General features: G+C 39.4%; 16 protein-coding genes and 2 pseudogenes. 12 read left to right on the forward strand and 6 right to left on the reverse strand.

The window, feature by feature from the left end:
- Nucleotide 1: 1 nt before the first annotated feature.
- Nucleotides 2–790 (reverse strand): pyridoxine 5'-phosphate synthase, encoded by a 789-nt coding sequence (pdxJ, locus tag D2C78_01280; GenBank protein QEF34726.1) that lies wholly within the window; start codon nt 788–790, stop codon nt 2–4.
- A gap of 135 nt (nt 791–925) precedes the next feature.
- Here pdxJ and D2C78_01285 point away from each other — a divergent pair, with 135 nt between their 5' ends.
- From D2C78_01285 to D2C78_01295, 3 genes are read left to right on the forward strand one after another with little or no spacing between them, the layout of a single operon-like run.
- Nucleotides 926–1936 (forward strand): undecaprenyl/decaprenyl-phosphate alpha-N-acetylglucosaminyl 1-phosphate transferase, encoded by a 1011-nt coding sequence (locus tag D2C78_01285; GenBank protein ID QEF34727.1) that lies wholly within the window; start codon nt 926–928, stop codon nt 1934–1936.
- Nucleotides 1933–2529, forward strand: coding sequence for a PAP2 family protein (locus tag D2C78_01290; GenBank protein ID QEF34728.1), 597 nt, complete (start codon nt 1933–1935; stop codon nt 2527–2529). Before D2C78_01285 ends, D2C78_01290 begins: the two co-directional genes overlap by 4 nt.
- A 9-nt stretch (nt 2530–2538) precedes the next feature.
- Nucleotides 2539–2970 (forward strand): hypothetical protein, encoded by a 432-nt coding sequence (locus tag D2C78_01295; GenBank protein QEF34729.1) that lies wholly within the window; start codon nt 2539–2541, stop codon nt 2968–2970.
- 186 nt (nt 2971–3156) lie between these two features.
- Here D2C78_01295 and D2C78_01300 read toward each other — a convergent pair whose 3' ends face one another.
- From D2C78_01300 to ribE, 4 genes and pseudogenes are all read right to left on the reverse strand, one after another.
- Nucleotides 3157–3804 carry an ABC transporter permease gene (locus D2C78_01300; protein QEF34730.1) on the reverse strand — a complete coding sequence of 216 codons (648 nt, stop codon included), beginning with the start codon at nt 3802–3804 and terminating at the stop codon, nt 3157–3159.
- A gap of 1 nt (nt 3805) precedes the next feature.
- Nucleotides 3806–4788 (reverse strand): annotated as a pseudogene (locus D2C78_01305) (methionine ABC transporter ATP-binding protein).
- Nucleotides 4789–4809: 21 nt separating this feature from the next.
- Nucleotides 4810–5082, reverse strand: coding sequence for a FlhB-like flagellar biosynthesis protein (locus D2C78_01310; protein QEF34731.1), 273 nt, complete (start codon nt 5080–5082; stop codon nt 4810–4812).
- Nucleotides 5083–5703, reverse strand: coding sequence for a riboflavin synthase (gene ribE / locus D2C78_01315; protein ID QEF34732.1), 621 nt, complete (start codon nt 5701–5703; stop codon nt 5083–5085). It abuts the gene before it with no gap.
- Between the two features lie 74 nt (nt 5704–5777).
- On the opposite strand from ribE, the gene D2C78_01320 reads away from it, so the two are divergent.
- From D2C78_01320 to mrdA, 9 genes and pseudogenes are all read left to right on the forward strand, one after another.
- On the forward strand, nt 5778–6542 hold the full coding sequence (locus D2C78_01320) for a YchF/TatD family DNA exonuclease (GenBank protein QEF34733.1): 765 nt from the start codon (nt 5778–5780) through the stop codon (nt 6540–6542).
- Between the two features lie 88 nt (nt 6543–6630).
- The gene (locus D2C78_01325; protein QEF34734.1) at nt 6631–7749 is read left to right on the forward strand and encodes a LysM peptidoglycan-binding domain-containing protein; all 1119 of its coding nucleotides are present in this window, start codon (nt 6631–6633) and stop codon (nt 7747–7749) included.
- Entirely contained in the window at nt 7749–8693 is a 945-nt protein-coding gene (locus D2C78_01330) for a septal ring lytic transglycosylase RlpA family protein (GenBank protein QEF34735.1), read from the forward strand. The genes D2C78_01325 and D2C78_01330 overlap by 1 nt, the downstream gene beginning before the upstream one ends.
- Complete coding sequence (locus D2C78_01335) at nt 8690–9184, forward strand: HAD family hydrolase (protein QEF34736.1); 495 nt, start codon at nt 8690–8692, stop codon at nt 9182–9184. Before D2C78_01330 ends, D2C78_01335 begins: the two co-directional genes overlap by 4 nt.
- On the forward strand, nt 9159–9752 hold the full coding sequence (locus D2C78_01340) for a hypothetical protein (GenBank protein QEF34737.1): 594 nt from the start codon (nt 9159–9161) through the stop codon (nt 9750–9752). Before D2C78_01335 ends, D2C78_01340 begins: the two co-directional genes overlap by 26 nt.
- On the forward strand, nt 9752–10309 hold the full coding sequence (lptA, locus tag D2C78_01345) for a lipopolysaccharide transport periplasmic protein LptA (GenBank protein QEF34738.1): 558 nt from the start codon (nt 9752–9754) through the stop codon (nt 10307–10309). The genes D2C78_01340 and lptA overlap by 1 nt, the downstream gene beginning before the upstream one ends.
- The gene (locus D2C78_01350; protein ID QEF34739.1) at nt 10306–10932 is read left to right on the forward strand and encodes a YihA family ribosome biogenesis GTP-binding protein; all 627 of its coding nucleotides are present in this window, start codon (nt 10306–10308) and stop codon (nt 10930–10932) included. The genes lptA and D2C78_01350 overlap by 4 nt, the downstream gene beginning before the upstream one ends.
- Nucleotides 10933–10943: 11 nt before the next feature.
- Nucleotides 10944–11387, forward strand: coding sequence for a hypothetical protein (locus D2C78_01355; protein QEF34740.1), 444 nt, complete (start codon nt 10944–10946; stop codon nt 11385–11387).
- A pseudogene (gene mrdA, locus D2C78_01360) lies at nt 11368–13132 on the forward strand (penicillin-binding protein 2). Before D2C78_01355 ends, mrdA begins: the two are co-directional and overlap by 20 nt.
- Nucleotides 13133–13622: 490 nt before the next feature.
- Here mrdA and D2C78_01365 read toward each other — a convergent pair.
- Nucleotides 13623–14438 (reverse strand): ABC transporter substrate-binding protein, encoded by an 816-nt coding sequence (locus D2C78_01365; protein QEF34741.1) that lies wholly within the window; start codon nt 14436–14438, stop codon nt 13623–13625.
- Between the last annotated feature and the right edge of the window lie 76 nt (nt 14439–14514).

Consider the following 14514-nt stretch of genomic DNA (forward strand, 5'->3'; position numbering starts at 1 on the left):
TTTATCGCTTAATGAGTTGCGCCATTTCTAAAATCGCTTTTTCTAAGCCCACTAAAACCGCTTTTGAAACCACGCTATGACCGATATTAAGCTCTCTTAAAGAGGGGATTTTTAACAATTCTTTCACATTAGTATAATTCAACCCATGCCCCGCGCATGCCACAATGCCCATAAAAAACGCTTCTTTGCTCATTCTTCTTAATTGCAAAAAGGCGTTGTGCAATTCTTCTTTCAGTTCTTTAGGGCTTTTGTCTTTGAGCGCGCTAATGGCATGGATTTGATTGTTAGCGTTAGAATACAAAGCGTTGTGCAAATTCGCATACACCCCAGTGTGGAACTCCACTTGCTTGACTTGATGCTCCCTTGCAAAATGCAGAGAGTCTTTTAAAGGATCAACAAACAAAGACACCTCAATGCCCTTATTGTGATACGCTCTAATGACCTCTTCTAAACCCTTTAATGAGCAATCCAATCCCCCCTCTGTCGTAACCTCATCTCTGTTTTCAGGCACGATCGTAACTTTACTGGGCTTATTTTTTAAAGAGCATAAAAAATCAGTGATTTCAGCATTAATAGAGCATTCAATGTTGATAGGCAAAGGGCTTATTTCAAGCAACTTCAAAACATCTTCATTTTGAATGTGCCGTTTGTCTTCTCTTAAATGGATGGTGATTAAATCCACTTTATGGGTGTTTTTAGCGATGAATAAGGCTTCTAAAATCTCAGGCTCGTAAGTTTTTCTTATCTCTCTTAAAGTAACAATGTGATCAATATTCAATCCAAAACGCATGGCTATCCTTTATTTTATAATAATGATTTTTGGAATTGTAACATAAAACCCGCCTCTTACACCTATAAGATTTTATCATCAAGCTATCTTTTGCTATAATACCCAAAACAAAATACCAATTAAATCCAATAAAAAGTGTTGTGGGTGCTATATTTTTTAACCAGTTTATTTATTTGCTCTTTGATTATTTTGTGGTCTAAAAAATCCATGCTCTTTGTGGATAACGCTAATAAAATACAAGGCTTTCATCATGCAAGAACCCCACGAGCTGGGGGGCTTGGGATCTTTCTTTCTTTTGTGTTAGCTTATCTTTTTGAGCCTTTTGAAGTGCCTTTTAAGGGGTTTTTTGTTTTCTTAGGGCTATCGCTAGTGTTTTTAAGCGGTTTTTTAGAAGACATTAACCTTTCGCTCAGCCCCAAAATACGCCTTATTTTGCAAGCCGTAGGGGTTGTTTGCATCATCTCATCAACGCCTTTAGTGGTGAGCGATTTTTCGCCCCTTTTTAGCTTGCCTTATTTTATCGCTTTTTTATTCGCAATTTTTATGCTAGTGGGCATCAGTAACGCTATTAATATTATTGATGGGTTTAACGGGCTGGCATCAGGGATTTGTGCGATTACGCTTTTAGTCATCCATTATATAGACCCTAGCAGTTTGGCGTGCCTCTTAGCTTACATGGTGCTTGGGTTTATGGTGTTAAATTTCCCTTTAGGAAAGATTTTTTTAGGCGATGGAGGGGCGTATTTTTTGGGTTTGGTGTGCGGGATTTCCCTTTTACATTTGAGTTTAGAGCAAAAAATCAGCGTGTTTTTTGGGCTCAATTTAATGCTTTATCCGGTCATAGAAGTGCTTTTTAGTATCCTTAGGCGCAAAATAAAACGCCAGAAAGCCACCATGCCAGATAACTTGCATTTGCACACCCTTTTATTTAAATTCTTGCAACAACGCTCTTTAAATTACCCCAACCCTTTATGCGCTTTTATCCTTATTCTGTGCAACCTGCCTTTTATTTTAATGAGCGTTTTGTTTCGTTTAAATTCTTACGCGCTCATTGTGATTAGCCTAGTCTTTATCGCATGCTATTTAATAGGCTATGCTTATTTGAATAGGCAAGTTTTTGCCTTAGAAAAGCGAGCGTTTCAATGAAAAAGCTCAAAGGTCTTTTTTTGATCCTGCTCTTATGGGTATATCCTTTAAGGAGTGAGCCGATCAATGAGGGGGCATACATTTTAGAAGAGATCGGCGATGTGCTTAGGTTTTTGCCTATTTTTGTAGGCACGGTCAGTTTAGCGATGCGCGATTATAGAGGGTTAGGGGAATTAGCGGTCGGCACATTAGTCACTCAAGGCGTGATTTATGGTCTTAAAGGAGCTTTTAGCAACGCCCATAAAGATGGGGCTAGAGTGGGATTTGCTAAACGGCCATGCTGTAATTCTTGGAGAGGCATGCCAAGCGGGCATGCTGGGGGGGTGTTTAGCGCGGCTGGGTTTGTGTATTACCGCTATGGGTGGAAACCGGCTCTTCCTGTGATCGCTCTTGCAATCCTCACTGATGCCAGCAGAGTGGTGGCAGGACAACACACGATCTTACAAGTTACGATCGGCAGCCTTATCGCATGGGGGTTTGCTTATTTATTCACTTCACGCTACAAACCTAAGCAATGGATGCTCTATCCTGAAATTTCTAGCGATTTTAAGGGCAGTAGCCGCTATGGGGTGAGCTTTTCTTATCAATGGTAAAGGGATAAAGTGCTAAAAAAGTTATTACTCATTGTGCTCTTTTTAGGGTTTTTAAGAGCGGAAGGCGAACATTATGAAATCATTGTTGAGCTTTCAAAGGCTTTTTTGAAAGCCAAAGACGCTTTTATTGCGATCGATAAAACCTATAAAACCTGCATAGAAACCGGGCATGATCGCACCCAAATACGCCTTCAAAGCGCTTTTTTAGAGAACTTGTCTCAAACAGAACAGCAATTTGATGACTATTTTGAAAAGGATTTTAAAAGCGTAGAAGTTTTAAAAACCTTGCTTAAAGACATCCAATCGTTAGAAAAAACTTCCAACAAGCTTGCATGCATTGCCCCAAAAAACGCTCAAAATTTTGAAATTTTAGAGGGAGCGATAACGCAAATCATAGGATTAGAAGAGCAGATGGATAAATTTATCAACGGTGCAAAATAAAGCCCATTGTTGCATGAGAATTTAATTAAATATTCATCGTAAAAAGCTCTAATTCAGTTTGAGCGGTAACCTTTTAAAAGCGTTCTTTAGAAAGTGGGGTTTTACCATAAACAAAGCGTAAAAATCCCCTTTAAAAAGTGTATTAAAGTTGGCTTTGAATATTCGTATTTGATGAGAGCCAAATCCCTAATACTTATGCTTTCTTAGGCGTTTCACCACATAATCCCCCACGCTTTGAATGATTTGCACTAAAACAATAATCACAACCACCGCATAAAAAAGCACATCGCCCCTATAACTTTGATAGCCAATCCTAATGGCTAAATCCCCCAAGCCCCCGGCCCCTAACGCTCCTGCCATAGCCGAATAGCCTATTAAAGAAATTAAGGTGATGGTGATATTGTTCACTAAAGAGGGCAAGCTCTCTAAAAGCATCATTTTAATGACTTCCAAATGAGACGCTCCTAAGCTTAAAGTGGTTTCAATCTTGCCATGCTCTACTTCCATTAGAGAATTTTCAAAAAGCTTTGCGACAAAAGGAATGGCTGAAATGGCTAATGGGATAATGCTCGCGCTAGAGCCAATGCTTGTGCCAATCAAAAAGCGCGATAAAGGCAAGAGCAAGATAATGAGAATGATAAAAGGGAAAGAGCGAGTCATGTTGATGGAAGTGTCTAAAATTTTATGCAAAAGGGGTTTGTTTAACAAATGCCCTTTTTTACTCACTAACAATAAAACCCCCAAAGGCAAGCCAAAAACAACCGCCAAAAAGCTCGCTACAAACACCATATAGAGCGTTTCTAGCGTGGCTTGAATGAGCATTTGAGAAATCATTTTAATCCTTTAATTTTTCCACTTGTAAGCCTAAAGCGTTTAGATACTCTAAAGCCCTTTGAGTCTCTGCAACACTGCCTAAAAACCGCACCACTAAATACCCTATATCTTTAGTCGTAAGCTCTTCAATATTGCCTGAAATGATGCTCACGTCTATTTTAAAACGCCTGATCAAATTAGAAATGATCGGCTCGTCTAAATGCTCCCCTAAAAACACGATGCGATAAATGTCTTGCGATTTTTGATCCCCATGCTCGTTTTTGATGCCAAGCAATTCCTTAGTAACGGCATGTTTAGGGTTAGCAAAAATTTCTTCCACCGAGCCTCTTTCCACGATTTCGCCGCTGCTGATCACACACATTTGATTGCACAATTCTTTAACCACTTCAATTTCATGCGTGATGAAAACGACACTCAAATTGAGCTTTTTTTGAATGCCGCTTAAAAGCGTTAAAATAGAATGCGTGGTTTTAGAATCCAGCGCGGATGTGGCTTCATCGCAAAGCAATAAATCAGGGCAATTCGCTAAACTCCTAGCGATCGCCACTCGTTGTTTTTGCCCACCGCTTAGCTGTTTAGGATAAAAATGCATTTTATCTTCTAGCCCCACTAATTCCAATAATTCATGCACCCTTGATTTAATCTTAGTTTTTTCCCATCGGGCGATTTCTAAAGCGAAAGCGACGTTTTCAAACACGTTTTTAGCGCTCAATAAATTGAAATGCTGGAAAATCATGCCTATTTTTGGCGCGCTTTTTGCAATTCTTTAGGCTTTAAGTTTAACAGATTGACCCCATTGACTAAAACTTCTCCAGAACTGGGGCGCTCCAAACAATTGATTAGGCGAATGAGCGTGGATTTTCCCGCCCCTGAATAGCCTATCACGCCCAAAATATCGCCTTTTTTCAATTCCAAATTCACGCCTTTTAGAGCATGGAATCCGTTTTCATAAATCTTTTCAATGTTTTTTAATTCTACTACCATCGTTTTAACTTTATACCCCAATCACTTGGACATTTGCGCGTTATTTTCCACGCTATTGAGCCATAAAAACACTTGCACCACACTTTCATACAATTCTTCAGGTATCGCACAATCTAATTCCACCTTTAAAAGCAAATCCACCAGCATGGGGTTAGAAAAGAGTGCTATATCGTATTCCTTAGCTTTTTGAATGATCCTTTTAGCCACTTCGCCCACCCCGCTTGCGATCACTTTTGGGGCGTGATCTTGCCCCATGTTATAGGCTAGAGCGGCGGCTTTTATGGTTTTATTCATCTAATACCCTAAAGTCAAGGCATCAACCTCATTCCAAGAGAAATTTTTTTCAAACCCTTTTGTTTTTTTCAAAATAGACGCAACGCTACGAACCAACATGTCCGTTTCAATATTCACGCGCCGTTTGAGTTTATAAGTCTTAAAAAGGGTGTTTTCTAAAGTGTAAGGGATAATCGTTAGCCAAAACCCCTTTTCTTCTACCTTGCTTAAAGTCAAACTCACCCCATCAATCGCAATAGAGCCTTGCTCAACGCACAATAAAAGCGTTTCTTTAGAAGCACTGATGAAAAAATCCACTTGATTAGCGTTGTGAATGATTTTTTCAACCACCCCGATGGCGTCAATATGCCCTTGCACAAAATGCCCGTCCAAACTCGCATCGGCTTTTAGGGCTGGCTCAATATGGACTAAATCCTTGTAATTTTCTAACGCTACGCTGTTTTGGGTTTTTTGGCTCAATTCCACGCTAAAATGCGTTTTTGAACTTTCTATGGCGGTCAAACATGCTCCATTAATCGCAATGCTATCGCCAAGCTTGGGATTGAGATCGCTCTCTATGCTTAAAATATTGTTTTTAAAACCTTTCACTTTAGCTATTTTATAGATTAACCCGCTAAACATAATTGATTGTTATTCTCCTTATGTTAGAATGTTTGATTATTGTAACATACTAAATAAAACCATAGGATAAAAGCATGTTTATAGACACGCATTGCCATTTGGATCACAAGGATTATGAAAACGATTTAGACGAAGTGTTAAAAGAGAGTTTAGAAAAAGGCGTTACTCAATGCGTGATTCCGGGCGCAGACATGAAGGATCTGAATAGAGCGGTAGGAATTAGCGAAAAATTTGAAGGCGTGTTTTTTGCCATAGGCGCTCACCCTTATGATGTGGAGAGCTTTGATGAAAGCCTGTTTGAAAAATTTGTCAGCCATCAAAAATGCGTGGCGATAGGCGAATGCGGACTGGATTACTACCGCTTGCCTGAATTGAATGAAAGAGAAAATTATAAAAGCAAGCAAAAAGAAATCTTTACCAAACAGATCGAATTTTCCATCCAACACAACAAGCCCTTGATTATCCATATTAGAGAGGCGAGTTTTGATAGTTTGAATCTTTTAAAAAGCTATCCTAAAGCTTTTGGGGTGTTGCATTGCTTTAACGCCGATAATATGCTTTTAGAACTGAGCGATCGTTTTTATTATGGGATAGGAGGGGTTAGCACTTTTAAAAACGCTAAAAGACTGGTAGAGATTCTCCCTAAAATCCCTAAAAACAGGCTTCTTTTAGAAACGGATTCGCCCTATTTGACCCCACACCCTTTTAGAGGTACTAGGAATAGCCCTACTTATATCCCTTTAATCGCTCAAAAAATTGCCGAAATCATCCACATAGAGACTGAAGAGCTCGCTTCTTTAAGCACGCATAACGCTCAAACGCTCTTTAGTTTCCCCTGAAAATGGGGTCGTGTTAGAAAGCGTTATTCAAGTTTAGCTATAATCAAGGCTATTTTAAAAGCTGGATAGCTGTAGTTATTAGGATGCGATGTCAAAAAGAATGAAGTGTTTTAGTCAAAAATGGTTGGTTTTTTTTGTTACCCTTTTATTGGCTTCTTTAGGCCATGCGAAAATGGCTTTTGAATCTAATATTGACACCAAAGCGCTAGAGGCCTTTGGGGTTAATGCGAGCTTTTTATCCCAGATGCCCAACGCTTTAAAAAAAATGAATAAAGAAGAGGAATGGAAAAAGTTAGTCAAAAGATTTGATGTGAATTACCAGTTCATCCCTATCATTAAAAACATGCTCATAGAAGCGAGCGTGCCGCAAGAATTTTTGTTTTTAGCCATGGCCGAGTCTAAATTTTCATCAAGGGCTTATAGTAGGAAAAAAGCGGTAGGGATTTGGCAATTCATGCCAAGCACGGCTAAAGAATTAGGGCTTAAGGTCAATCATTACATTGATGAAAGGAGAGACCCCATTAAAAGCACTCAAGCGGCGATCACCTATTTGAAACGGCTCTACAAACAAACTGGGGAGTGGTATTTGGTCGCTATGGCGTATAATTACGGCTTACGAAAGGTTCAAAACGCTATTAAAGCCGCCGGCACTTCAGACATTAAAGTCTTGCTAGATGAAGATAAAAAATACCTCCCTAAAGAGACACGAGAATATATCCGCTCCATTCTAAGCCTAGCGTTAAAGTTCAACAGCCTAGACAACCTCAAAGATAAAGAGTATTTGCTCAATCGTGGGGCGAGGGTGAGTTTAGTGGGCGTCCCATTCAAAAGGCACACTTCTTTAGTCCAGGTGGCCAAAAATTTGAATTTGAGTTTGGAAACCTTAAAATCTTACAACCACCAATTCCGCTATAACATTCTGCCCTCTAAAGACCCCACCTACACCATTTATATCCCTTATGAAAAACTCGCCCTTTTCAAACAACGCCAACTCAAACAAAATAAAAACGCTCAAGCTAATCCTAAAAGCCCTTTCATCACCCATGTGGTCTTGCCTAAAGAAACCTTATCTTCTATCGCTAAACGCTATCAAGTCAGTATTTCCAGCATCCAATTAGCCAATAACCTCAAAGATTCCAATATCTTTATCCACCAGCGCTTAATCATTCCTACCAATAAGAAATTGATCGCTACAAGGGAATTTTAATGGGTTGGGCGTTGAAAAAAGTTTATTTTTTAGGCGTTGTTTTTTTGATTAGCGCTTGCGCGGTTAAAAAAAATGGGGTAAAGAATTTGTCTTACAAGCATGAAAGCTTGCGCGCTTATGAAAACGCTAAAGATTATGACCCAACAACCAAAAAAGCCACCTATAAACGCAATTTTTTTGAACGCCATTTCAAACACCACACCAATTCGCAAGACAGCAATACAAAACAACCCCTAGATAACGGCATGCGCGATTCTAGCGCGATCCAAAGAGCCACCATGCGCCCTTATCAAGTGGGGGGCAAGTGGTATTACCCCACTAAAGTGGATTTAGGCGAGAAATTTGATGGCATTGCGAGCTGGTATGGCCCCAATTTCCATGCCAAAAAAACCAGTAATGGGGAAATCTATAACATGTATGCCCACACCGCCGCGCACAAGACTTTACCCATGAACACCGTGGTGAAAGTCATCAATGTTGATAATAACTTAAGCACCATTGTGCGCATTAATGATAGAGGGCCTTTTGTGAGCGATCGCATCATTGATTTGTCTAATGCAGCCGCTAGGGATATTGACATGGTTAAAAAAGGCACGGCCAGCGTGCGTCTCATTGTTTTGGGCTTTGGTGGGGTTATCTCCACGCAATACGAACAATCCTTTAACGCCAGCTCTTCAAAGATCTTACACAAGGAATTTAAAGTCGGCGAGAGCGAAAAAAGCGTGAGCGGGGGGAAATTTTCCTTGCAAATGGGGGCTTTTAGAAACCAAATAGGCGCTCAAACTTTAGCGGATAAATTGCAAGCAGAGAATAAAAATTACAGCGTCAAGGTTGCTTTTAAAGACGATTTGTATAAAGTTTTAGTTCAAGGGTTTCAAAGCGAAGAAGAGGCTAGGGACTTTATGAAAAAATACAACCAGAATGCGGTTTTAACGAGAGAATGATTAAGTTATTGCTTTTAGATGTGGATGGCACGCTCACAGACGGGTCGTTGTATTTTGATGAAAATTTTCACGAAATCAAGGCCTTTAATGTCAAAGACGGGCTTGGCATGACGCTATGGCAAAAATTAGGCAAAAAAATCGCTATCATTACAGGAAGAACTTCAACAATGGTCAAAAAACGCATGGAGAGTTTGGGCGTTCAGTTTGTTTTTATGGGCGTTGAAAATAAAAGCGTGGTTGTGGAGCGGCTCAAAAAAGACTTGCAATTGAGTGCGCAAGAAATCGCATGCGTAGGCGATGATTATAACGATTTAGGCATGTTTAAGGCATGCACTTGGAGTTTCGCTCCTTTTGATGCGCACCCCTTGCTTAAAAGCAAAGCTTATAAAGTGTTGCAAAATTCAGGGGGCAAGGGGGCCGTTAGGGAAGCGATTGATTATCTTTTAACATTAGAAGGCTTGCAAGATGAAGCGCTCAAGCTTTACCTCTAATAGCGTTTTAAACTTTTTTGTGGTTTTGTCTTTCATCACGATAGGGCTAGTTTTTTTCTTTTTGCGTTCCCAACCCACTAGCGTGGTCTCTAAAGAAAATATCCCTAAAATTGAATTAGAAAATTTTAAAGCGTTTCAAATCAACGATAAAATCCTTGATCTGTCCATAGAGGGCAAAAAAGCCCTACAATACGATGATTACGAGATCTTTTTTGATTCTAAAATCAAGCGCTATGATGAAGACACGATAGAAAGCGTTGAGTCTCCTAAGGCCAAACGGCAGCAGGATTTGTATTTCTTCCCTAATGGGGTTACTTATAAAAGAAGCGATGATTCCAGTTTTTGGAGTGAAACAGGGATTTATAACCATAAAGAGCAAAATTTTAAAGGCAAGGGCCGTTTCATTCTCACTTCAAAGGATAGCAAGGTTGAAGGGCTTGACATTTCTTATTCGCATGCTTTAGCCATTATTGAAGCTCAAAGCATTCAAGCACATTTATTCTTAGATGAAATCAAACAAAGCCAGAAAGAAAAGAAAAAACTCCCCACTTTCAAAGGAGGATTTTAATGCGTTGGTGGTGTGTTCTTGTGTGTTGTTTTGGTATTTTAAGCGTGATGAGCGCTCAAAAAACAGAGAATAAAGGTTTGAAAAAAGAAAGAGAACTTTTAGAGATTACCGGCAACCAATTTGTAGCGAACGACAAAACCAAAACTGCTGTTATTCAAGGCAATGTGCAGATCAAAAAGGGTAAAGATCGGTTGTTTGCGGACAAGGTGAGCGTGTTTTTAAACGATAAACGAAAACCAGAGCGCTATGAAGCCACAGGGAACACGCATTTTAACATCTTTACAGAGGACAATCGTGAAATCAGTGGGAGCGCTGACAAGCTCATTTATAACGCGTTGAATGGGGAATACAAATTGTTGCAAAATGCGGTGGTTAGAGAAGTGGGGAAATCCAATGTTATCACCGGCGATGAAATCATTTTAAACAAAACTAAGGGTTATGCTGATGTGTTGGGGAGCGCGAAACGGCCCGCTAAATTCGTGTTTGATATGGAAGATATTAATGAAGAAAATCGTAAAGCTAAATTGAAGAAGAAAGGTGCTAAGGAAAAACCATGATCGCTATTAAAGACGCTCATTTTCTCACTTCTTCTAGCCAACTTTTTCAATGCCCCGCAAGCTTGACTTCTGAGATGGTCATTTTAGGGCGCAGCAATGTAGGCAAAAGCTCGTTTATTAATACCTTGTTAGGAAAAAACCTCGCTAAAAGCTCAGCGACACCGGGAAAAACCCGCTTAGCGAATTTTTTTTCCACCACTTGGGAAGATAAAGAAAACGCTTTAATAACAACCTTTAATGTGATTGATTTGCCCGGGTTTGGCTACGCTAAAGTTTCTAAAAGCTTGAAAAAAGAATGGGAGGGGTTTTTATGGGAATTGTTGAGCGTTAGGGTTTCTATCAAACTTTTTATCCATTTGATAGACGCACGCCATTTGGATTTAGAAATTGATAAAAACGCTAAAGAAAACATTCAAGCCCTTTTAAGGCCTGATCAAGCCTACCTTACTCTTTTTACGAAGTTTGACAAATTGAATAAAAACGAGCAACACCGCCTTTTTTTAAACGCTCCTAAACCTTTTTTAATCAATACCACCCATTTTAACGCTCTTTCTTCAAAATACCCAACCCTTGAAATAGTGCGCCAAACCCTTTTGAAATACTTGCTCACTAACCCTTTATAGGCCACCAAATCATGCTCTCTTTAAAACAAGATTCCTTTTTTTTCTTATGTTTAGGGATTTTTGGTTTTTATTTTTATAGCCTTTTAAGAGACCTAATGCCTTTTTTACCCCCTATGATTGGGTTTTTATTCTTGTTTTATGCGAAAAAATACGATCATTTTTTACCCAGTTTGAGCGTGTTTGGTTGTTTGTTTTGGTTTGAAAGCATGCATTTAAAGACTTTAGGCGTTTTAGCCTTGCTGTTTTTAATCTACCACCAAATCGTCTATAAAAACTCTTTAAAGCTTTTTAATGACGGCTTTTTATTCAAAACTTTGCATGTCTTTTTGGTTTATTACCTTTATTTATCGCGCTTTTTTTCGGTGTCTTTGGATCTGAAGACGATCGGCTTTCTCGCTCTTTTTGCTTTAATAGAGAGCGCTTTGTGGGGTTTGTATGAAAAATCTTCGCTATAAGCTTTTACTCTTTGTTTTTATAGGGTTTTGGGGGTTATTGGTTTTAAATTTATTTATTTTAAGCGTTAAAAATCAAGAATACTATGAAAAACTGGCCGAACGCAACATGACCAAAAAAGAATTTTTAGTCCCTACAAGGGGCGATATTACAGACAGAAATGATGAGTTTTTAGCCACTAACGAATTGGTGTTTGGCGTGTTTTTGCCCAGCAGATTGAAACAAAAAGAGCTTTTAGAAAAAATTGAAATCATCCAAAAGTTTTTCCCTAATTTTTCCAAAGAAACGCTTTTAAACAATTACCAAAAAGAAAATTCGCTTTATAACCATAACCTCATTAAAGTGGTGGGATTCATTCCTTATGCCGCCATGCAACCTCTTTATGCCAAACTCATCCAAACTCAAGGCATTTTTGCTCTTCCCTTAGACAAGCGCTACTACCCTAATAACGCTTTAGCTTCGCATGTTTTAGGCTATGTGGGGGTGGCAAGTTTGCAAGATTTAAAAGACGATGAGGAGAATCAATACAGCCAGATTGTGGGCAAAACCGGCATTGAAAAAGAATACAACAAGCTTTTACAAGGCAAGGTGGGCTATAAAATCATGCGTGTCAATGCACTCAATCAAGAATTAGCCACCTTAGAAGTAGTGCCACCAAGCACCAATAACCACTTGCAATTGAGTTTAGACAAACGCTTGCAAAAAGAAGCGGACAAGCTCTTTGAAAATAAGAGAGGGGCTATTTTAGTGATGAACGCAGAAAATGGGGAATTGCTCGTTGCAGGAAGTTACCCTGAATACAATTTGAACGATTTTGTAGGCGGGATCAGTCAAGACAAATGGCAAAAACTTCAAGATGATATTTATAACCCCTTATTAAACCGCTTCGCTAACGCTTTGTATCCGCCGGGATCTGTGGTTAAAATGGGCGTGGGCTTGAGCTTTTTAGAAAACCTTCATATCACAGAAAACACCACCATACCCACCCCCCTTTTATTGAAGTGGGTAAGCGCAAATTTAGGGATTGGAAAAAAACAGGGCATGGCAATTCCAATTTGTATAAAGCCATTAGGGAGTCCGTGGATGTGTATTTTTATAAGTTTGGGCTTGAAATCTCTATAGAAAAACTCTCTAAAACCTTAAGGGAAGTGGGCTTTGGGGAAAAAACGGGCGTTGATTTGCCGAATGAATTTGTGGGGATTGTGCCGGATAATTTGTGGAAACTCAAACGCTTCAATCAAGATTGGCGCGTTGGGGACACGCTCATTACCGCTATTGGGCAAGGCTCTTTTTTAGCCACGCCCTTACAAGTGCTAGCCTACACGGGACTCATTGCGACAGGCAAACTGGCGACGCCTCATTTTGCTATCCATAACCAACAGCCGCTCAAAGACCCCCTGAATAGTTTTCAAAAAAAGAAGCTCCAAGCCTTGCGCGTGGGCATGTATGAAGTGTGTAACCATAAAGACGGCACCGCTTATCATTCCACAAGGGGTTCTAAGGTTACTTTAGCGTGTAAAACCGGCACCGCACAAGTCGTAGAAATCGCTCAAAACATCGTCAATCGCATGAAAGAAAAGGATATGGAATATTTCCATCGATCCCATGCGTGGATTACCGCATTCTTGCCCTATGAAAAACCCAAATACGCTATCACTATTTTAGTAGAACATGGGGAAGGGGGGTCAAAACTAGGGGCTTGTTAGTGAAAATGAGCAACAAACTCTATGAGCTTGGCTATCTTTAATAAAATTCTAAATCTTTTCAAAAACGCAACCTTTTAAACGCTAAAGACCATTAGCCAACTTGTTTCCAAACTTGTTTCAGCGCTCTATAACTCAGTCTAACGGGTGGTTTAAAACTGGTCTTTATTAAAGAACACTCTAAAAGCGTAACTTCAATGAGTTTTAGGCTTGCTGTATGTTTGGCTTTGTTTTAATCGCATATTGACAGCTGAAGTCTTGTTTAATGTTTTTAAAAAATGGGGTTTTAGTTGTTTTGCTTCATCGTTTTAGATTTTATCATGATTTTCTTAAAGGGATAGAGAGGGTTATTTTGCGCCATTTCCCCCCTTAAGAAATAACGCTTTTAAGAAATTGCCGCTTGATTAGTGCAAGCTCTTTTCGTTTTATTTTAAAAAGACTTTTAGCGTTTTGAATGCTCAATGAGAAAAGAGCTTTTTATTAGTGCCTAAAAAAACCCCCTTTCATCATAAAGATGGATTTTATCCAGATGGCTTAAAAAGCCGGGATAATCGCCCCTTTATAGGTATCCAAAATGAATTTCCTGGTCTTTTCACTCTGCAAAGCTTCAATCAACGCTTTTATGGCTTCATCTTGCGCGTTATCCTCACGAGCGGCTATTAGATTGGCATAAGGCGAGTCCTTGTCTTCTGAAAATAAGGCTCCGGTGAGTTTCGCTTGCAAGGCATAATTCCCTGTTATGATGGCCCCATCCACATCCCCTAAAACCTTAGGCAATAGTGCGGCTTCTAAAGGCTTGATTTTGATATTGTAAGGATTTTTGACAATATCAAACTCCGTAGCGTATAGATTGCTTGGGTCTTTGAGGGCGATAAGGCCTTGTTTATGGAGTAAAATCAACGCCCTGCCTTGATTGGCCGGATCATTTGGCACGGCAATCACTGAGCCTTTTTTAAGGTTTTTAATGTCTGTGATTTTTTGAGAATAAAATCTTAAAGGCTCCACATGGATATTGGCCAAACCAACAAGGTGCATTTTTCTGTCCAAATTAAACCGATCCAAATAAGGGCGGTGCTGGAAGTAATTCGCATCCAAAGAGCCGTCATTGAGCGCTAAATTAGGCAACACATAATCCGTAAAAGACACGATCACTAATTTGATCCCTTTCTCTTTCAAATCGTCCACGACTGATTGCAAGATTTGCGCATGCGGCACAGGGTTAGCGCCCACTTTAAGCTCACGAGTGATTTTGTGGTCTTCTTTTTTTTCTTTGTGGTGTTTGGCGTCTAAGAGATTAAAAAAACCTAAAACAATAGCGGTTATGCAAATAATACGCTTGAATATATTCATAAAAACCCCTTTATTAAAAAAAATTAATTCAAAAATGATAAAAAGATAAAACGATACGAAAATTCTAGAAACTGGC

This window comes from Helicobacter pylori (genome assembly GCA_008032935.1).
GTDB classification, from domain to species: Bacteria; Campylobacterota; Campylobacteria; order Campylobacterales; family Helicobacteraceae; genus Helicobacter; species Helicobacter pylori_CX.